Origin of the sequence: Pseudomonas sp. F9001 (assembly GCF_013385435.1) — a bacterium.
GTDB lineage: Bacteria > Pseudomonadota > Gammaproteobacteria > Pseudomonadales > Pseudomonadaceae > Aquipseudomonas.
This window is the reverse complement of record NZ_JACAPX010000013.1, coordinates 240,841-258,448: the sequence shown is the minus strand read 5'-3', so window position 1 is coordinate 258,448 and position 17,608 is coordinate 240,841. Positions and strand designations below refer to the sequence as shown.

At 61.7% G+C, this 17,608-nt stretch carries 17 protein-coding genes and 1 other RNA gene; 6 read left to right on the top strand and 12 right to left on the bottom strand.

Going from position 1 to position 17,608, the window contains the following annotated elements; all coding sequences use genetic code 11:
- Nucleotides 1-81: 81 nt before the first annotated feature.
- Both ubiD and HX818_RS13770 read left to right on the top strand, forming a co-directional pair.
- Nucleotides 82-1,548 (top strand): 4-hydroxy-3-polyprenylbenzoate decarboxylase, encoded by a 1,467-nt coding sequence (ubiD, locus tag HX818_RS13775; protein ID WP_008438879.1) that lies wholly within the window; start codon nucleotides 82-84, stop codon nucleotides 1,546-1,548.
- Nucleotides 1,548-2,516 carry a CDP-6-deoxy-delta-3,4-glucoseen reductase gene (locus HX818_RS13770; RefSeq protein ID WP_003213981.1) on the top strand — a complete coding sequence of 323 codons (969 nt, stop codon included), beginning with the start codon at nucleotides 1,548-1,550 and terminating at the stop codon, nucleotides 2,514-2,516. The genes ubiD and HX818_RS13770 overlap by 1 nt, the downstream gene beginning before the upstream one ends.
- A gap of 52 nt (nucleotides 2,517-2,568) precedes the next feature.
- Here HX818_RS13770 and HX818_RS13765 read toward each other — a convergent pair whose 3' ends face one another.
- Complete coding sequence (locus tag HX818_RS13765) at nucleotides 2,569-3,045, bottom strand: sn-glycerol-3-phosphate transporter (protein WP_177020277.1); 477 nt, start codon at nucleotides 3,043-3,045, stop codon at nucleotides 2,569-2,571.
- Nucleotides 3,046-3,374: 329 nt separating this feature from the next.
- Between HX818_RS13765 and HX818_RS13760 the strand changes: the two genes are divergently transcribed.
- Nucleotides 3,375-5,768 carry a TonB-dependent siderophore receptor gene (locus tag HX818_RS13760; RefSeq protein ID WP_003213976.1) on the top strand — a complete coding sequence of 798 codons (2,394 nt, stop codon included), beginning with the start codon at nucleotides 3,375-3,377 and terminating at the stop codon, nucleotides 5,766-5,768.
- Between the two features lie 40 nt (nucleotides 5,769-5,808).
- Complete coding sequence (locus tag HX818_RS13755; RefSeq protein ID WP_003213974.1) at nucleotides 5,809-6,462, top strand: gamma-glutamylcyclotransferase; 654 nt, start codon at nucleotides 5,809-5,811, stop codon at nucleotides 6,460-6,462.
- Here HX818_RS13755 and glpT read toward each other — a convergent pair.
- The 3 genes from glpT to HX818_RS13740 all read right to left on the bottom strand — a co-directional run bounded on the left by glpT (nucleotide 6,459) and on the right by HX818_RS13740 (nucleotide 9,688).
- Nucleotides 6,459-7,796, bottom strand: a complete 1,338-nt coding sequence (gene glpT, locus HX818_RS13750; RefSeq protein ID WP_003213972.1) for a glycerol-3-phosphate transporter — start codon at nucleotides 7,794-7,796, stop codon at nucleotides 6,459-6,461. The two genes, HX818_RS13755 and glpT, sit on opposite strands and share 4 nt — an antisense overlap.
- A gap of 220 nt (nucleotides 7,797-8,016) precedes the next feature.
- On the bottom strand, nucleotides 8,017-8,634 hold the full coding sequence (locus HX818_RS13745) for a flagellar basal body-associated protein FliL (protein ID WP_008438881.1): 618 nt from the start codon (nucleotides 8,632-8,634) through the stop codon (nucleotides 8,017-8,019).
- Between the two features lie 76 nt (nucleotides 8,635-8,710).
- The gene (locus HX818_RS13740) at nucleotides 8,711-9,688 is read right to left on the bottom strand and encodes an NADPH:quinone oxidoreductase family protein (RefSeq protein ID WP_003213968.1); all 978 of its coding nucleotides are present in this window, start codon (nucleotides 9,686-9,688) and stop codon (nucleotides 8,711-8,713) included.
- A gap of 149 nt (nucleotides 9,689-9,837) precedes the next feature.
- On the opposite strand from HX818_RS13740, the gene HX818_RS13735 reads away from it, so the two are divergent.
- Nucleotides 9,838-10,245, top strand: coding sequence for a flagellar basal body-associated protein FliL (locus HX818_RS13735; protein ID WP_008438883.1), 408 nt, complete (start codon nucleotides 9,838-9,840; stop codon nucleotides 10,243-10,245).
- 118 nt (nucleotides 10,246-10,363) lie between these two features.
- On the opposite strand, the gene HX818_RS13730 is transcribed toward HX818_RS13735, so the two are convergent.
- The 4 genes from HX818_RS13730 to HX818_RS13715 form a co-directional block, all read right to left on the bottom strand.
- Nucleotides 10,364-11,482, bottom strand: coding sequence for an ABC transporter permease (locus HX818_RS13730; protein WP_003213965.1), 1,119 nt, complete (start codon nucleotides 11,480-11,482; stop codon nucleotides 10,364-10,366).
- Between the two features lies 1 nt (nucleotide 11,483).
- A complete protein-coding gene (rbbA, locus tag HX818_RS13725; protein WP_177020276.1) occupies nucleotides 11,484-14,204 on the bottom strand; it encodes a ribosome-associated ATPase/putative transporter RbbA in 2,721 nt (906 codons plus the stop codon).
- The gene (locus tag HX818_RS13720) at nucleotides 14,201-15,166 is read right to left on the bottom strand and encodes an HlyD family secretion protein (protein ID WP_003213963.1); all 966 of its coding nucleotides are present in this window, start codon (nucleotides 15,164-15,166) and stop codon (nucleotides 14,201-14,203) included. The genes rbbA and HX818_RS13720 overlap by 4 nt, the downstream gene beginning before the upstream one ends.
- 140 nt (nucleotides 15,167-15,306) lie before the next feature.
- Nucleotides 15,307-15,756, bottom strand: a complete 450-nt coding sequence (locus HX818_RS13715; RefSeq protein WP_177020275.1) for an EVE domain-containing protein — start codon at nucleotides 15,754-15,756, stop codon at nucleotides 15,307-15,309.
- 196 nt (nucleotides 15,757-15,952) lie between these two features.
- Between HX818_RS13715 and HX818_RS13710 the strand changes: the two genes are divergently transcribed.
- The gene (locus HX818_RS13710; protein ID WP_003213959.1) at nucleotides 15,953-16,102 is read left to right on the top strand and encodes a hypothetical protein; all 150 of its coding nucleotides are present in this window, start codon (nucleotides 15,953-15,955) and stop codon (nucleotides 16,100-16,102) included.
- 7 nt (nucleotides 16,103-16,109) lie between these two features.
- Here HX818_RS13710 and HX818_RS13705 read toward each other — a convergent pair whose 3' ends face one another.
- The 4 genes from HX818_RS13705 to HX818_RS13690 form a co-directional block, all read right to left on the bottom strand.
- Nucleotides 16,110-16,739, bottom strand: a complete 630-nt coding sequence (locus HX818_RS13705) for a 5-formyltetrahydrofolate cyclo-ligase (RefSeq protein WP_177020274.1) — start codon at nucleotides 16,737-16,739, stop codon at nucleotides 16,110-16,112.
- Between the two features lie 56 nt (nucleotides 16,740-16,795).
- A non-coding RNA gene (gene ssrS / locus HX818_RS13700) (6S RNA) lies at nucleotides 16,796-16,974 on the bottom strand.
- A gap of 30 nt (nucleotides 16,975-17,004) precedes the next feature.
- On the bottom strand, nucleotides 17,005-17,322 hold the full coding sequence (locus HX818_RS13695) for a cell division protein ZapA (RefSeq protein WP_003213956.1): 318 nt from the start codon (nucleotides 17,320-17,322) through the stop codon (nucleotides 17,005-17,007).
- Nucleotides 17,319-17,528 (bottom strand): TIGR02449 family protein, encoded by a 210-nt coding sequence (locus HX818_RS13690; protein ID WP_003213954.1) that lies wholly within the window; start codon nucleotides 17,526-17,528, stop codon nucleotides 17,319-17,321. The genes HX818_RS13695 and HX818_RS13690 overlap by 4 nt, the downstream gene beginning before the upstream one ends.
- Nucleotides 17,529-17,608 lie beyond the last annotated feature (80 nt).

Here is a 17,608-nt window from a genome sequence, read left to right as displayed (position 1 = left end):
CGTCGGCAATGCTGCTCAATAAGCTGCCAGCGACCGTAAGAGCAGGTAGGATGTACGCCTATTTTACGGGTGGCATGGTTAATGAAATTCAAGGATCTTCGGGATTTCGTGCAGCAACTTGAGCAGCGCGGAGAGTTGAAACGTATCCAGGTGCCGATTTCCCCGGTCCTGGAGATGACTGAGATTTGCGACCGCACCTTGCGCAACAAGGGCCCGGCGCTGCTGTTCGAAAACCCGGTGGGCTTTGATATACCGGTGCTCGGCAACCTGTTCGGCACCCCCGACCGCGTGGCGTTTGGCATGGGCGCGGAGTCGGTCAGCGAACTGCGCGAGATCGGCAAGCTGCTGGCCTTCCTCAAGGAACCCGAGCCACCCAAGGGGCTCAAGGACGCCTGGTCGAAGCTGCCCATCTTCCGCAAGATCATCGCCATGGCCCCCAAGGTCGTGAAAGACGCGGTCTGCCAGGAAGTGGTGATCGAAGGCGAGGATGTCGACCTCGGCATGCTCCCCGTGCAGACCTGCTGGCCTGGCGACGTCGGCCCGCTGATCACCTGGGGCCTGACCGTCACCAAGGGCCCGAACAAGGACCGCCAGAACCTCGGCATCTACCGTCAGCAAGTGATCGGCCGCAACAAGGTCATCATGCGCTGGCTGAGCCACCGTGGCGGCGCCCTGGATTTCCGTGAGTGGTGCGAAAAGCACCCCGGCCAGCCATTCCCTGTTTCCGTGGCCCTGGGCGCCGACCCGGCGACCATCCTCGGCGCCGTCACGCCGGTGCCCGACAGCCTGTCCGAGTACGCTTTCGCCGGCCTGTTGCGTGGCAATCGCACTGAGCTGGTGAAATGCCGCGGTAACGACCTGCAAGTGCCGGCCACCGCCGAAATCATCCTCGAAGGCGTGATTCACCCGGGCGAGATGGCCGATGAAGGCCCCTACGGCGACCACACCGGCTACTACAACGAAGTCGACAGCTTCCCGGTGTTCACCGTCGAGCGCATCACCCACCGGATCAAGCCGATCTACCACAGCACCTACACCGGCCGCCCGCCGGATGAGCCGGCGATCCTCGGCGTGGCGTTGAACGAAGTGTTTGTGCCGATCCTGCAAAAGCAGTTTCCGGAAATCACTGACTTCTACCTGCCGCCCGAAGGCTGCTCGTATCGCATGGCCATCGTGACGATGAAGAAGTCGTACCCCGGCCACGCCAAGCGGGTAATGCTGGGTGTGTGGTCGTTTTTGCGACAGTTCATGTACACCAAGTTCGTTATTGTCACCGACGACGACATCAACGCCCGGGACTGGAACGACGTGATCTGGGCCATCACCACGCGTATGGACCCCAAGCGCGACACGGTGATGATCGACAACACGCCGATCGACTACCTCGACTTTGCTTCCCCGGTATCGGGCCTCGGCTCGAAAATGGGCCTGGACGCCACCCATAAATGGCCGGGTGAAACCACCCGCGAATGGGGCCGCGTGATCGTCAAGGACGAAGCGGTCACTGCCCGTGTCGATGCGCTCTGGAAAGAATTAGGAATAGATTGATGCGTGTAACCCTGCAGCCTTCCGGTGCGGTACTTGAACTGACGCCCGGCGAGCGGATCCTCGAGGGTGCGCGCCGCCTGGGCTACGATTGCCCCCAGGCCTGCCGCAATGGCGTGTGCCACGTGTGCGCGGCGCTGCTGGTGGAAGGCCGGGTGCAGCAAGCCGGTGAGGTGCGTGACCATGGCGAGTTCTATACCTGCATTGCCGAACCGCTGGAAGATTGCATTGTGTTGTGGGATGGCGTGCTGGCGCCGGGAGAATTGCCGGTGCGCAAACTGTCTTGCCAACTGAGTGAATGCGTCGAGGTGGGCGGTGACGTATGGCGCGTACGCCTGCGGGCACCAGCCGGCAAGGCGGTGCGCTACCACGCCGGGCAATACCTGATGATCGAGCGGGAAAACGGCGAGAAGTCGGCGTTCTCCCTGGCCTCGGCGCCCCACGCCGGGCGCGAGCTGGAATTGCACGTGCTGGCCCGGGAAGACAGCGCCCGCAGCCTGCTGGAGCAGTTGCAGCGCAACCAGATGGCCCGCATCGAAATGCCGTTTGGCGACACCCACCTGGCGGAACTGCCCGACGGGCCGCTGGTGCTGATTGCCGCCGGCACCGGCATGGCCCAGATGCATAGCCTGATCGAACACTGTCGCGCCAGTGGCTTCAAGCACCCGGTGCATCTGTATTGGGGTGTACGTCGACCGGAAGACTTCTACGACATCGAGCACTGGGACCAGTGGCTGCAACTGCCCAACCTGTTCCTGCACAAAGTGGTCAGCGACCTGTGTGGCTGGGAAGGGCGCTGCGGGCTGTTGCATGAAGCGGTGTGCGAAGACATCAGCGACCTCAAGGCCGTGCATGTCTACGCCAGTGGTTCACCGGCGATGATCTACGGCACCCTGGATGCGCTTGTCGAGGCCGGCATGGATGCACACCAGATGCGTGCTGACGTATTTGCCTACGCACCCCGCCCGTAACGTGTGGCGAGGGAGCAAGCTCCCTCGCCACAGAAGCCCTTCAGCGGCTCGATCAGAAACGAACGCCCGTGGTCACCATCGCCGCATTGAACCCGAGCAACACCAGCTCGGCGGCGACCGGCCCGTAGTGGGTGCCCACCGAGGGGATGATCACCGGCGCTACCCCCAGTCCATTCAGCGGAATCTTGTCGCGGTACTTGCCGCGATAGCCCTGAATCAAACCCCCTGTCAGCTTCACGTACACCGGGTAATCGGGCATGTCGTAGCGTTTGCCGGCATAGGCGTAGTACGAACGCTGGCTGAACGAGTTGCGAAACGTCGCCCCGCCATACACCAGGCCTGACGCTTCATTGCGCTCCAGGCCGATCAGGTCCTGGTTGTTGTTGTGGTCCTTGTCCGGCGCAAAATGCCGGGTGTAGACGCTCGTCTGGGCATACCAGAAGCCTTTTTCGTCCTGGGTCGGCACTTCCGCCGCCAGGGCGGTGGTGGCCTGTGCCAGGAACAACAGGCTGGGCAGTCGGTATTTCATGGAGTGACCTCGGTAGTCGATTCGGTTGGCGGCCAGGTGGGTCGTGACAGGCGCCTATTTTGAAGGCTCAGCGTGCCCCCAGGCTGAACCTGCGCTGAAACTACAGGGATTGAGGCAGCCAATCCTGATGAGCGGAGCGGCCTGGGCTTATGCATTCGCTTATTCTTTAAAGGTATTTAATTTGTTACATAAATATCATTAAGCTATATGCCAACGGACTACCGACTTTCTGCCAATAACCAATAAATGACCGCCACCGTCCGCCACACGGATCGATCGTACGAGCTCAGAGCATTGACGTTCTGGCTTTTGATTCCAAGGGGAGCGGTATGGGGAGCAACAAGCAGCACCTGCTGTACACGGCGATTTTGTCGGCTAATTTGCTGACCGCTGTGGGATTCAGTCCAGTGGCATCCGCCGAAACGGCCACTGCCGATGTACCCAAACTCGATACAGTCATTGTCACCGGCACCCGCGCCCAAGAGCGCACCGCCAGTGCCTCGCTGTCACCTATCGATGTGATTTCCGGCGACACCTTGCGCAGCACCGGCTCTGATGAGTTGGGCGCGGTGTTGGCCCGATTGATTCCTTCCATCAACTTTCCACGCCCGAGCCTGGTAGACGGTGCCGAACTGGTGCGCCCGGCGCAGCTGCGTGGCCTGTCACCGGACCAGGTGTTGGTGCTGGTCAACGGCAAGCGCCGCCACACCAGTGCCTTCGTCAATCTCGGCGGTGCGGTTGGGCGTGGCTCGGCGCCGGCGGATTTGAATGCGATCCCGTTGTCGGCGGTCGACCATATCGAGGTGCTGCGTGACGGCGCATCGGCCCGCTACGGCTCCGATGCGATTGCCGGGGTGATCAACGTGATCCTCAAGCATGACGACCACGGCGGCTCGATCACCAGCAAGTTTGGTGAGTACAAGAAGGGCGACGGTATCCAGCGCAACCTCAGCGGCAACACCGGTGTGGCGCTGGGCGATAACGGGTTTATCAACATCTCTGCCGAAGGCGCCGACAACGATTACACCAACCGCGCCGGCAAGGACCTGCGTCCGGGCAGCGTTGGTTCGACGACCTACGGCCAGCGGGTGTTCCGCCAGGGCGAGCCGGCCACCGACCAGGGCAAGCTGTTTCTCAACTCGGAATATTCCTTCAGCGATGCGGCCGAGTTCTATGCGTTTGGCGGCTACAGCAAGACCCGCGGCGAGACGGCGGCGTTCTACCGGGCCAGTAACGCGAGCAACAACATTCCTGCGCTCAACCCCAATGGTTACCTGCCGTTGATTCGCGGTGACGTGGAAGACACGTCCCTGGCGGTCGGCCTGCGCGGCTTGTTGGCCTATGACTGGCACTACGATGTGTCGGTCAACTACGGCAAGAACCAGTACCAGATCGGTACCGAAACCATCAACACCTCGCTGGGCCTGGCCACGCCGCGCAAGTTCGACAACGGCACGTTGGTCAATGACCAGAAGCAACTCAGCCTGGACCTGTCGCGGGAATTCAGCCTGGGCTGGTTGCCGTATCCAGTGTCGGTGGCGTTTGGCGGCGAATACCTGGACCAGGGTTACCAGATCAAGGCGGGCGACCCGGCGTCCTACTACCAGACCGGCAGCTCGGGCCTGGGCGGCTTCCGTGATTCCGACGCCGGCACCAGCACGCGCCACAACTGGGCGCAGTACCTGGACCTGGAAACCAACTTCACCGAAAAACTCAGTGCCTCCGCCGCCGTGCGTCACGAGGACTACAGTGATTTTGGCTCCAACGTCAGCGGCTCGCTCTCGGCGCGCTACGACTTCACCCCGCAAGTGGCCTTGCGCGGCAGTGTATCCAACGGTTTCCGTGCGCCGTCCCTGGCACAGCAAAACTTCGCCTACACCTCGTCGCAACTGATCGGCAACACCATCCAGGAAGCCGGCACCTTCCCGGCCAACAGCCAGGTGGCGCGCCTGCTCGGCGCTGAAGACCTGAAAGCCGAGAAGTCCCGCAACTACAGTCTCGGCCTGGTGCTGGAGCCGACCGACAACCTGACCGTGACCGCCGATGTCTACCGTATCGACATCAGCGACCGCATCAGCCTGTCCTCCAACCTGGACCTGAGCAAGAACCCGGCTGCGCTCGCGTATCTGCAGGCCAATGGCGTCGGCAACATCAACTACACCACGGTGCGCTACTTCACCAACGCCACCGACACCACCACCAATGGCGTCGACCTGGTGGCCAACTATCGCTACCAACTGGACAACGGTGTGCGCTGGAACAGCACCGTGGGCTACAACTACAACCACACCAAGGTCACCGACGTAAAAGCCAACCCGTCCGTACTGGATAGCCTGGGCGCGAGCCTGGTTCGGGTGGACCGTCGCGAGCGCATCGGCCTGCTGGGCGATACCACGCCACAGCACAAGCTGAGCCTGGGCAACGACCTGAGTTTCGGCAACTGGGCGCTGCACAGTAATTTGGTGCGCTATGGTTCATTCACCAGCTACCAGGCCGACCCGACCAACGACCAGCGCTTCAAGGCCGCCTGGCTGTTGGATCTGTCAGCCGACTACAAGCTGAAAAACTGGACCTTCACCGTTGGCGGCGACAACGTCACCGACAAATACCCGGAAAAACTCAATGCCTACGCCAGCAGTGGTGGCAATCTGGCCTATAGCACTTTTTCGCCGTACGGTTACAGCGGCGCGTTCTATTACGGTAAAGTTGCTTACAACTGGTAACAGCTTCTCGTAACAACAAAGGAGACCTAAGCGATCTGCCATGACCGCCATTGAATCTGATCTTTTGCAATTGGCTTACCCTCCGCGGCTCGATCTGGGGCCGCAACTCACTCACGAACAGTTGATGAGCTCGATGCAAGCCACCATGGCGCTGCACAAGGGTGGGCCGGTCTGGCTATTCGCTTACGGTTCGCTGATCTGGCGGCCTGAATGTTCGTCGACACAGCGGATGCGGGCGCGGGTCCACGGTTATCACCGGGGCTTGTACCTGTGGTCTCATGAGCACCGGGGCACGCCGGAAATACCGGGGTTGGTGTTTGGCCTGGATCGCGGCGGCTCGTGCAGCGGGTTTGCCTACCGCTTGCCGGAAGATCAACTGGAGGCCTCGCTGTATGCCCTGTGGCAGCGCGAGATGCCGTATCCCTCGTACCGGCCGCACTGGCTCAGCTGTCGTCTGGAAGATGGCAGCCAGGTGCAGGCATTGGGATTTGTCCTGGAACGGCACCTGCCCAGTTATGCCGGCAATTTGCCCGACATCGTGCTGAATCACGTGTTGCAAAGCGCTTGCGGGCGTTACGGCACTACGCGCGATTATGTCGAGCAGACCGTCAACGCCCTGCGTAGCCACGCCATGCCAGACAAGAATCTGGAGGCGCGGCTCAAGCGGTGTTCCAAAGGCTGTTCCGACGATTAACGTGCGGCACTGACGCTATTGGTGTGCCACAAGGTGGGGATCAGGAACGCGATGGCCAGCAGGCACGCGCCGATCAGCAATACGAAACCACCGTCCCAGCCGAAATGGTCAACGGTGTAGCCCATGGCCGCACTCGCTGCCACTGAACCACCCAGGTAACCGAACAAGCCCGTAAAGCCCGCTGCGGTACCGGCGGCTTTCTTCGGTGCCAGTTCCAGCGCCTGCAGGCCGATCAGCATCACCGGACCGTAGATCAGGAAGCCGATGGAGAACAGCGCGATCATGTCGATCATCGGGTTGCCCGGCGGGTTGAGCCAGTAAACCAGGGTCGCCACGGTGACCAGGCCCATGAACACAATGCCGGTCAGGCCACGGTTGCCACGGAAGATCTTGTCCGACATCCAGCCGCACAGCAGCGTGCCCGGAATGCCCGCCCACTCGTAGAAGAAGTACGCCCACGAGGTTTTATCCACGTCGAAGTGCTTGGCTTCCTTGAGGTACGTCGGTGCCCAGTCCAGCACGCCGTAGCGCAGCAGGTAGACGAAGACGTTGGCGAAGGCGATGTACCAGAGCATTTTGTTGCGCAGCACGTACTTGACGAAGATTTCCTTGGCGCTGAATTCGTCCTCGTGGCTGGCGTCGTAGCCTTCCGGGTAGTCGTTCTTGTATTGCTCGATGGGCGGCAGGCCCACCGATTGCGGGGTGTCGCGCATGGTGATGAAGGCAAATGCCGCCACCAGCAGGGCCACGGTGGCCGGGACGTAGAACGCCGCGTGCCAGTCGTTGAACCAGGCCATGCCCAGCAGGAACAGCGGGCCGATCAAGCCGCCGCCGACGTTATGCGCCACGTTCCATACGGAAACCACACCGCCACGTTCTTTCTGCGACCACCAGTGCACCATGGTCCGCCCACTTGGCGGCCAGCCCATGCCCTGGGCCCAGCCGTTGATGAACAGCAGAATGAACATCATGGTCACGCTGGAGGTAGCCCAAGGTGCGAAACCGAAAATGAACATCACCCCGGCGGACACCAACAGGCCGAAGGGCAGGAAGTAGCGCGGGTTGGAGCGGTCGGACACCAGGCCCATGAGGAACTTGGACAGGCCGTAGGCAATTGCGATCGCCGACATTGCCAGGCCCAGCTGGCCACGGGTGTAACCCTCGTCGATCAGGTACGGCATGGCCAGGGAGAAGTTCTTGCGCAGCAGGTAGTACCCGGCGTAACCGAAGAAAATACCGGCGAAGATCTGCCAGCGCAGGCGTCGGTACGTGCTGTCTATTTTTTCTTCAGGCAGGGGCGCCTGATGTGCGGCAGGACGGAAGAAAGCAAACATTCAAGAGCTCCAGATTTCTTGTTTTGACTGCGGATGCGAATGTTACAGTTTCGTTACCGAAAATAGCACCGCCTCTTATCTGCGGGCATAGGAATTGAGTGCAATTGCATGTTCTTTTACGAACATGTCGCTTAGAGGCAAGTGAGGGGCGTTTTCAGGAGGGGATGCCAAGAAGCTGTGGTGAGGGAGCAAGCTCCCTTACCACAGGCATTGATTCGGTTCAGTTGCCGTTGGCGGCTGCGATATCACCTGGAAGCAGGTGTTCCTGGATCTTCTGGCTGCGGGATTCCACCAGTTGACCCTGGTCGTCGAAGCGCAACACGATCAGCCAGTCATACACATTTTCCGGCCATTTCTTCATGCCGGTCAGCGCCGCGCCGTCACCGCCGAAGGCCTCGATCAACTTGTCGATATGCCCGTGATGCCAGGCGATCAACACGGTCTGCGCCTGGTTGGACTTGCGCAGGGACTTCACCAGCTTGCCGACTTGATCGTCTGAGTAGGGTGTTTCAAGCGGGAGCTGCAGGCGCTGGGCCAGGGGTGTCAGGGTCAGGCGCGGGCGGGAGCTTTCCTTGCTGTCGCTGGTGGCGATCAGCCGCTGGGGCACCACGGAGATGCCGTTCAACAGCAGCGGGTCGAAATAGCTGGCGTAGGCCGCCGCCCGTTGTTCGCCCTTGGGGCTCAGCAACGGACCTTCATCGGGTTTTTCCGCATGGCGCACGATCAGCACCGTCACGTTGTTCAGCCCGCGTACATCCTTGCCCTCTTTATGGGCAAAGGCGTGAGCCGACACCATCATCAACAACCCCAGAAACAGCGCGCGCAGCGGTGTGACCATTATTCATTCCTGCCAGTGAGTGAGTGCCTCGGCCGATCATGGGCCCAGGCACTCCGCGGACAAAATGAAACAATAGTCAGCGTAGCTGCACCACGACCTTGCCCACAGCCTTGCGCTGGCCGAGGTCGTTGATCGCCTGCGCCGCCTGCTCCAGCGGGTACACCTGGGACACCAGCGGCTTCAACTTGCCCTCGGCGAACCAGCCGAACAGTTGCTGGAAGTTGGCGGCATTGTCCTGCGGCTGGCGCTGGGCGAACGACCCCCAGAACACCCCGACCACCGCTGCACCCTTGAGCAGCGCCAGGTTCACCGGCAGCTCGGGAATGCGCCCGCTGGCAAAGCCCACCACCAGCAGCCGGCCATTCCAGGCGATGCCGCGAATGGCCTGGTCAAACAGGTCGCCGCCCACCGGATCGTAGATCACATCCACGCCGTTGCCGCCGGTAAGGCGTTTGATCTCGTCCTTGAGGCTGGCTTCGCTGTAGTTGATCAACTCATCGGCACCGGCAGCCTTGGCCACTGCCAGCTTGTCGGCGCTGCTGGCCGCGGCGATCACCCGGGCGCCCATGGCCTTGCCGATTTCCACCGCAGCCAGGCCGACGCCGCCGGAGGCACCGAGCACCAGCAGGGTTTCCCCGGGTTGCAGGTTGGCCCGTTGCTTCAGGGCGTGCATCGACGTGCCGTAGGTCATGCTGAAGGCGGCGGCGGTGTTGAAGTCCATGCTCGGCGGGATCGGCAGCACGTTGTAGCCCGGCACCGCGACCTGCTCGGCGAAGCTGCCCCAGCCGGTCAGGGCCATCACCCGGTCACCGACCTTCAGGTGGCTGACGTTCTCACCGACTTGGCTGATCACGCCTGCCGCTTCACCGCCCGGCGAAAATGGGAAGGGCGGCTTGAACTGGTACTTGCCCTCGATGATCAGGGTGTCCGGGAAATTGACCCCGGCCGCATGCACGTCCAACAGGATTTCGTTCTTCTTGATCGCCGGGCTTTCGACGTCTTCCAGCACCAGGTTTTCGGCGGGGCCGAAGGCTTTGCACAGCACAGCTTTCATCGGACTATTCCTTTTGGCGTGTTGGCCGATAAGTGTAGGTGGGCAGGGCGACGGGTCAACGAGCATGCCCCGGCCTGATAAGTCGCCATAAGCTTGTGCTCAGGGCTGCTAGCGTTATGCTACTGGGCAACCGAATTGAGGAATGAACTGTGAAAGCGTGGATCCTGTTGATGCTGGCCCTGACACTGCCGATGGCCGCCCAGGCCGAAGAAGCCAAAGAAGGCGAAGCGCCGAAGGTCAGCTATATCAGCCTGAGCCCGCCGTTTGTCGGTAACTACGGCCTGGATGGCACCGCGAAGCTGCGGGTGTTCAAGGCGGATATCGCCCTGCGGGTCACCGGTCCCGAGGCAGCCGCTGCCGTGAAAGCCAACGATGCGCTGATTCGCAACCAGTTGGTGGCGTTGTTTACCCAGCAGACCAACGACACCATGAGCAGCGTTGATGGGAAGGAAAAACTGCGCCAGGAAGCCCTGAAGCAGACCCAGCAAGTGATGAACGACGAAACCGGCAAGCCGCAGGTTGAGGATCTGTTGTTCAACAACCTGATCATCCAGTAAGCCGGTCGCTTCGCGCCCTTCGCGAGCAAGCCCGCTCCCACATTTAACCGCATTCTCATGTTAGAACTCGGTCAAGTGTGGGAGCGGGCTTGCTCGCGAAGAGGCCCTGACAGGCACCTCAGGAAGCCAGGCTCTTCCTGAACCGCGCCAACGCCACCGCAAAGAACAGCAACCCGATCCCCGCCAGCGCCAGCAAGTCCGGCCACACCACATTCACACCCGCATCCCGGAACAGAATCGCCGCACTCAGGCTCACAAAGTGCGTCGACGGCGAGCCCTGCATCACCCATTGCAACCACTGCGGCATGCTGTCCAGCGGCGTGCTGCCGCCGGACAACAGCAGCATCGGGATAATCACCGGGATCGCCAGCAGGCCAAACTGCGGCGTCGAGCGGGCGAGGGTGGCGAGGAAGATGCCGAGGGCAGTACTGGCAAACAGGTACAGCGCCGTCACCAGCAAAAACAAAGTCAGCGACCCGGCCAGCGGCACGCCGAGCAAGCCTTTCACCACCACTTCCAGCGACAGCCAGGTGCACAGCACCACCACCAGCATGTTGCTCCAGATTTTCGCCAGCATGATTTCCAGCGCAGTCAGCGGCAGCACCAGCAAATGGTCGAGGGTGCCGTGTTCGCGCTCACGCAGCAGCGCGGTGCCGGTCAGCACGATGGCGAGGATGGTGATGTTGTTGACGATCTGGATCACCGCCAGAAACCAGCCGCCTTCCAGGTTGGTATTGAACAGCGCCCGGGTGGTCAGCAGCGCCGGCGCCTTTTGGGCGGCATCGGCCTGGTTGCCATAGGTCAGCAATTCCCGCTGGAAAATCCGCCCGATATACCCGGCACCCATGAATGCCTGGCTCATGGCCGTGGCATCGACGTTGACCTGCACCCCCGGCTGGCGCCCGGCCAACAGGTCGGCCTGGAAATTCGCCGGTACGTTGATCACGAAGGTGTACTGGCCGCTGTCCATCACCTTGTCCAGTTGGTCGTACGGCAACGGCACCGCCGCCTGGAATTCCGGCGGTTGCAGTGCTTCGGCCAGTTGCCGGGAAAGCGCGCTGTGGTCTTCATCCACAAAGGCCACGCTGGCGTTGTGCACACCGATCACCGAGCCGGCGGCGGGCATATAGATGGCGACGGTAAAGGCGTAGAACAGGAACAGCAGCAACACGCTGTCGTGGCGCAGGCTGGTCAGTTCCTTGATGCCGAGGCGCAGGATATGGGCGAACTTGTGCATCTCAGGCCTCCTGCTTCTTGAGCATGATCAGGCTAAGCCCGGTGAACCCCAGGAAAAACCCGAACAGCGCCAGGCACTGTGGCCATAGCTGACGCAGGTCCAGGGCCTTGGTAAAGGTGCCCACCGCAATGTCGAGGAAGTAGCCCGCCGGAAACAACATGCCCATCAACGCGGCGGCGCCTTCCAGGGACGAGCGCGGCACGATCAGCCCGGAGAACTGGATGGTCGGCAGGCTGGTGATGATCATGGTGCCGAGGATCGCTGCGATCTGGGTGCGGGTGAACGCGGAAATCAGCAGGCCCATGCTGGTGGTGGCCAGCACATACAGCAGGCCGCCGAAAGCCAGGGTCACGCCGCTGCCCTTGAACGGCACGCCGAACAGCCAGCGGTTCATCGCCACCAGCAGGCCCAGGTTGATCAGGCTCACGGCCAGGTACGGCGCCTGCTTGCCCAACAGGAATTCCAGGCGGGTCAGGGGTGTGGCGTAGAAGTTGGTGATGGAGCCCAGTTCCTTCTCGCGCACGATCCCCAGGGCCGTGAGCATCGCTGGGATAAACGCGAGGATCAGCGCCATCACGCCGGGGCCGATAGCGTTCACGCTGACCACGTCCTGGTTGTAGCGAAAGCGGGTTTCCAGTTTGGCGGCGGCTTGCTGATTCAATGGTGTGCTGTTCAGTTCGGCCAGTTGTTGGAGGTTGGCCTGGTGCACGGCCTCGACATAATTGCGGCTGGTTTCCGCACGGAACGGCATGCCGCCATCGAGCCAGGCGGCCACGGCGGGTTGGCGGCCGGCGTAGAGATCGCGGCCGAACCCTGGCGGAATCTCCAGCGCCAGTTTGATCTCCGAGCGCTGCAGGCGTTTGTGCAGTTCGTTGGAGTCAGTGATCGGCGACTGTTCGGCGAAATAGCGCGAACTGCGAAAGGCCTCCAGATAGGCGCGGCTTTGCGGCGTCTGATCCTGGTCGTAGACGGCGAAGGCGAGCTTTTCCACGTCCAGGGAAATGCCGTAGCCGAAGATCACCATCATGAAAATCGCCCCCAACAGGGCGAAGGCCATGCGCACTTTGTCCCGCAGCAGTTCCTTGCCTTCGCGGCTGGCGACGGCCAACAGGCGGGCGACGCTGAACCCGCGTTTGCTGACGGGTGGGGCCATGGGTTCGCTGACGGTTTCGGAGGGCGCGGTGGCCGCTTCGGGCGCGCCTTGGGCCTGTTCCAGGCAGGTGACGAACGCTGCTTCCAGGGTTTCGCCGTGGAACTGCTGTTGCAGCGCGTCCGGCGTGTCGCAGGCCAGCACCCTGCCCGCGTGCATCAGCGAGATGCGGTCGCAGCGCTGGGCTTCGTTCATGAAGTGGGTGGACAGGAAGATCGTCACGCCCTGTTCCCGGGACAGTTCGATCAGCAGCCGCCAGAAGTCATCCCGCGCGGCCGGGTCGACGCCCGAGGTCGGCTCATCGAGGATCAGCACTTCCGGGCGGTGCAGCACCGCCACCGCCAGGGACAAGCGCTGGCGCAGGCCCAGCGGCAACTCGCCGGACGGCTGCTCGGCAACGTCGCCCAGGTCAAAACGCTTGATCAACTCGTCGATGCGCTGGCCGCTCTCGGCCTTGGGCAGGTCGAACAACTGCGCATGCAGCACCAGGTTCTGGCGCACGCTGAGTTCGCCGTACAGCGAGAAGCTTTGCGACATGAAACCCACGCGCTTGCGGGTGGCCAGGTCCTTGGCGTTTACCGGGTTGCCCAGCAGCGTGGCGGTGCCCTCGGTGGCGGGCATCAACCCGGTGAGGACTTTCATGGTGGTGGTCTTGCCGCAGCCGTTGGAGCCGAGGAAACCAAAGATCTCGCCCCGGCCAATGGCGAAGCTGACCTTGTTGACTGCCGTGAAGTCGCCGAATCGCAGGGTCAGGTCGTGGGCTTCGATGGCGATGTCGGTGTTATCGCTTTGCCGGGGCGGAATCACCAGCGGTTCGTTGTTATGGGCACTGTCGCCCTGGAAATGGGTGAAGGCTTCGTCCAGTTTGCCGCTGGGCGTCGCGGCGGCGAGTTCGCTGCTCAGGCCGTCGGCGATCAGCTTGCCGCGGTCGAGCATCAGGCAGTGTTCAAACTGCTCGGCTTCTTCCATGTAGGCGGTGGCCACTAGCAGTGTGAGCTGCGGGCGTTCGCTGCGTACGGTTTCCACCAGTTCCCAGAAGCGTCGACGGGACAGCGGGTCGACGCCGGTGGTGGGTTCGTCGAGGATCAACAGGTCCGGGTCGTGGATCAGTGCACAGCACAGGCCGAGTTTCTGCTTCATGCCGCCGGAGAGCTTGCCGGCAGGTCGCTCGGCGAAGCGTGCGAGGTCGGTGGCCAGCAGCAGGTTGTGCATGCGCTGGTCGCAATCGGCTTTTGACAGGCCGAACAGCGTGGCAAAGAACCGGATGTTTTCGCTGATGGACAGCTCGGGGTAAAGGTTGCCGCCCAGGCCTTGAGGCATGAAGGCGATACGCGGGTACAGGCTGTTGCGGTGGCGGCGGTCTTCGATGGAGCCGCCGAGTACTTGCAGTTCGCCTTGTTGAAGCTTTTTGACCCCGGCGATCAAGCCCAGCAGGCTCGACTTGCCGGCGCCGTCCGGGCCGATCAACCCGCAGCGTGTGCCGGCGGGCAGGCTGAAGGCGATGTCGATCAGCGCCTGTTGCTTGCCGTAGCGATGGTTGATCCCCGTGGCGTGCAGCGCCAGGCCGTTCATTGCAGGTTGGCCGGCCAGTCCAGGTCAGCGGTGCGCACATAGCCGGCGCCGGGCATGCCCGGTTTGGCTTGGGGCACGGCGCTTGGTTGGGTCAGGCGCAGCTTGACCCGGAACACCAGCTTCTGGCGTTCGTCGCGGGTTTCCACTTCCTTGGGGGTGAACTGCGACTTGGCGGCGACGAAGCTGATTTTCGCCGGCAGCGGTTGCTTCGGCAGGGCGTCGAGGACGATCCGCGCCTCACTGCCGACGGTCAGGGCGCCGGTTACCGAAGCGGGCAGATACAGGTTCATGTATTGGTCGTTGGGGTCGATCAGCAGTAACACGCGGCCACCCGCGCCGAGCACTTCGCCGGGTTCGGCCAGGCGCAGCTGGATGATGCCGTCGATAGGCGCCCGCAGGCTGCTGTCTTCGATTTCGCTGGTGAGCTGGGCGACCTGGGCCTGGGCGGCGCCGATGGCGGCCTTTACCGAATTGACCTGGGCCTGGGCGGCGACCACGGCAGCGTTGCCGGTGTTTTGCCGGGCCTGCTGCTGGTCGATCAACTGGCCGCTGGCGAAGCCGCGCTTGTACAGCTCCTGGGTGCGCTTGAGTTCCTGGCTGGCCAGCAGCTGTTCGCTCCGGCGCAGTTGCACATTGGCTTCGGCAGCAGCGAAATTCTCCCTGGCCCGCAGCACTTCGGCTTCGGCCTGGGCGCGCTGGGCTTCCAGGGTGCGGGTGTCCATGCGCGCCAGCAGTTGGCCCTTGAGCACCTTGTCGCCTTCGTCCACCCGCACTTCGGCGAGGCGCCCGGGGATCTTGGCGGCGATCTGCACTTCAGTCGATTCCAGCCGGCCATTGCCCATGCTCAAGCCTTCGGGCAGGCGGTCCTGGGTGGATTGCCAATAGCCGAAGCCGCCGGCGGCCAGCAGCAAGACAATCAATGGAATGGCGAAAAGATGGGAGGTACGGTGGTTCGTCGACATGGGTGCATCCTGCGGCGTTAGCGTCCTAGTTTGACCGATCCTGCCCGGAGGCCCTTGATGCGGGTCAAATGAAGCGCCAGCCTAACCCGGTTGGCGCGCAGATGCATGCGCCATGGGCGTGACCGCAGGGTTCTGCTGTTTCAGCGCAGGCCGAGTACGGCGGACCATTGCTCGGCGGTGACCGGCATCACCGAAAGGCGGCTGCCTTTTTGCACCAGGGGCAACTCGGCGAGGGCGGTTTGCTGTTTCAGGTAGCCCAGCCCCAGGACCTTCGCAAAGGTCTCGACGTGGGCAACATTGATCGCGCTCCACGGGTTTTTTTCAGGGCTGGCCTTGGCGTCGAAATAATGACTGTCGGGCTCCAGCGCGGTCGGGTCCGGGTAGGCTGCCTCGACGATTTTACCGATGCCGGCAATCCCCGGTTCCGGGCAGCTGGAGTGGTAGAAGAAGAACTGGTCACCCACCGCCATCGCCCGCAGGAAGTTCCGCGCCTGGTAGTTGCGCACCCCGTCCCACCGGGCCTCGCCGAGCTTTTCCAGGCCCTTGATGGACAGTTCATCGGGCTCGGATTTCATCAGCCAATAGGCCATGTTTTCGCTCCTCAAAAGTCGATTGGGAAAGTTGTCCTGCAATTTTATGACAAACCGACAGTCGGTTGGCGTCAAGGTTTGCGTGTTGGTTCACGTTAACGCAGAATGCCGGGGTTTTGAGCTTGACGCAGCTGGCACGGACTACTAATGGAACGTTGCTGTCATCGTGTGCAAGATGCCTGAAGGGGGGCAATCGATGAAACGCAAACCGGATTTACTATGGATTTTGGTTATTTTGTTCGGCCTGGGCGTTGTGACCACCGGCTATGCGCAGAGCTTGTGGTCGAACAAGACTGACGCACCGATTGAACTCGCACAGCAACAGCCGCAACCGTTCAAACGCTGACCCGTCTTCAAGGCGCTGCTGATTCCAGTAGCGTCTCTGCTATATACCAATCCTTATCGGTGACTGTGCCCTCAAGCGGTACATCCCAGCTTGCCTGTGCCAATCGTTCGACCTTCTGGCATTCATGGGCCAGGCCCAACAGCGTCGGCTTGCGCCAGGATTTCCGGCGGGCCATGTAGGCCAGGCTGCGGTCATAAAACCCGCCGCCCATGCCCAACCGTCCGCCCACATCATCAAAGCCAACCAGTGGCAGCAGCACCAGGTCCAGCGCCCAGACCTTGCGTTGCCGGCCGGCATTTACCTGGGGCTCGAGGATGTGAAAACGGTTGGGCCTCAGCTTTTCGCCGGGGCGCACTCGCTGGAATACCATCTTGGTTCGCGGCCATGCACTGAGCACCGGCAGGTACGTCGCCTTGCCCCGGCGCTGTGCAGCGCGCAGCAGCAGGCGCGGATCGATTTCACCGTCCGTCGGTAGATATAAGGATAGGTGTTTGGCCCGGCGAAACAGCGGGTGCTGTGCCAGTTGCCGATACAGGCCCAGGGCGGCCTGGCGTTGCTCGCTTGGCGTCAGGGCGCGGCGGGCTTTGCGCAGCATGCGTCGAAGTTGCGGGCGTGAAAGCGGCGCAGGTTCGGTCATGGTTTTCGGCTCATAAAACAATGCCAGTCCTGGGACTGGCATTGGATTTGGGAATCAGGCTCCCCGACAGAACCGCTGTCGACTTAGCCCTTGAACCCGAAAGTTCAAGGTGGAAGAAACAGTAGGCTTTAAGGCTTTCCGTCTAGCGGACATGCACACCAGCCCAACGTGTAACTTCCAGGGTAGTGCGAATCGGCTCAGGGACATCGCCGACTGGCAAGCACGCCAGGGAGTGGGGCGAGTATACCCGAAACCGACGCCGCAATCAGCCCTTGGGTGGCTCTGGATCGGTAGAAAGTACCAGATCGACCCGCTCCAGCAGGTCGCGCACCTGCTCGCGCGTCGAGCCGCTGGCCTGCACGTCAGGCCGTTCCTGCTTATGCAGCAGATCGTGGGTAATGTTCAGTGCGGCCATCACGGCGATGCGATCGGCGCCGATGACTTTGCCGCTGCTGCGGATTTCGCGCATCTTGCCGTCCAGGTAGCGGGCAGCGCTCACCAGGTTGCTGCGTTCTTCCTGGGGGCAGATGATCGAATATTCTTTGTCGAGAATCTGCACGGTGACGCTATTGCTTGAACTCATGAGTCTTGCTCCAGGGCCTTCAGGCGCGAAATCATCGATTCGACCTTACGCCGGGCGATTTCGTTTTTTTCAATGAGGTGAGCGCGTTCCTCGCGCCAGGTCTTTTCCTGAGCTAATAGGAGTCCGTTTTGGCTCTTAAGTTGCTCGACCCGGTTAATTAGCAGCTCGAGTCTGGCCATCAGCGCTTGCAGGTCGGTGTCTTCCATTGGGTTCCACTGGATTTTGTCTGATGAATGGCAACTGCTGGATAAACGATCTGACGCCCTCGATAGTCTTGGTACGTCTG

What these genes read in the sequence shown, in the direction of transcription:
- ubiD (WP_008438879.1), top strand. Translation starts at nt 82, where the DNA reads ATGAAATTCAAGGATCTTCGGGATTTCGTGCAGCAACTTGAGCAGCGC.
- HX818_RS13770 (WP_003213981.1), top strand. Translation starts at nt 1,548, where the DNA reads ATGCGTGTAACCCTGCAGCCTTCCGGTGCGGTACTTGAACTGACGCCC.
- HX818_RS13765 (WP_177020277.1), bottom strand. Translation starts at nt 3,045, where the DNA reads ATGAAATACCGACTGCCCAGCCTGTTGTTCCTGGCACAGGCCACCACC.
- HX818_RS13760 (WP_003213976.1), top strand. Translation starts at nt 3,375, where the DNA reads ATGGGGAGCAACAAGCAGCACCTGCTGTACACGGCGATTTTGTCGGCT.
- HX818_RS13755 (WP_003213974.1), top strand. Translation starts at nt 5,809, where the DNA reads ATGACCGCCATTGAATCTGATCTTTTGCAATTGGCTTACCCTCCGCGG.
- glpT (WP_003213972.1), bottom strand. Translation starts at nt 7,796, where the DNA reads ATGTTTGCTTTCTTCCGTCCTGCCGCACATCAGGCGCCCCTGCCTGAA.
- HX818_RS13745 (WP_008438881.1), bottom strand. Translation starts at nt 8,634, where the DNA reads ATGGTCACACCGCTGCGCGCGCTGTTTCTGGGGTTGTTGATGATGGTG.
- HX818_RS13740 (WP_003213968.1), bottom strand. Translation starts at nt 9,688, where the DNA reads ATGAAAGCTGTGCTGTGCAAAGCCTTCGGCCCCGCCGAAAACCTGGTG.
- HX818_RS13730 (WP_003213965.1), bottom strand. Translation starts at nt 11,482, where the DNA reads ATGCACAAGTTCGCCCATATCCTGCGCCTCGGCATCAAGGAACTGACC.
- rbbA (WP_177020276.1), bottom strand. Translation starts at nt 14,204, where the DNA reads ATGAACGGCCTGGCGCTGCACGCCACGGGGATCAACCATCGCTACGGC.
- HX818_RS13720 (WP_003213963.1), bottom strand. Translation starts at nt 15,166, where the DNA reads ATGTCGACGAACCACCGTACCTCCCATCTTTTCGCCATTCCATTGATT.
- HX818_RS13715 (WP_177020275.1), bottom strand. Translation starts at nt 15,756, where the DNA reads ATGGCCTATTGGCTGATGAAATCCGAGCCCGATGAACTGTCCATCAAG.
- HX818_RS13710 (WP_003213959.1), top strand. Translation starts at nt 15,953, where the DNA reads ATGAAACGCAAACCGGATTTACTATGGATTTTGGTTATTTTGTTCGGC.
- HX818_RS13705 (WP_177020274.1), bottom strand. Translation starts at nt 16,739, where the DNA reads ATGACCGAACCTGCGCCGCTTTCACGCCCGCAACTTCGACGCATGCTG.
- HX818_RS13695 (WP_003213956.1), bottom strand. Translation starts at nt 17,322, where the DNA reads ATGAGTTCAAGCAATAGCGTCACCGTGCAGATTCTCGACAAAGAATAT.
- HX818_RS13690 (WP_003213954.1), bottom strand. Translation starts at nt 17,528, where the DNA reads ATGGAAGACACCGACCTGCAAGCGCTGATGGCCAGACTCGAGCTGCTA.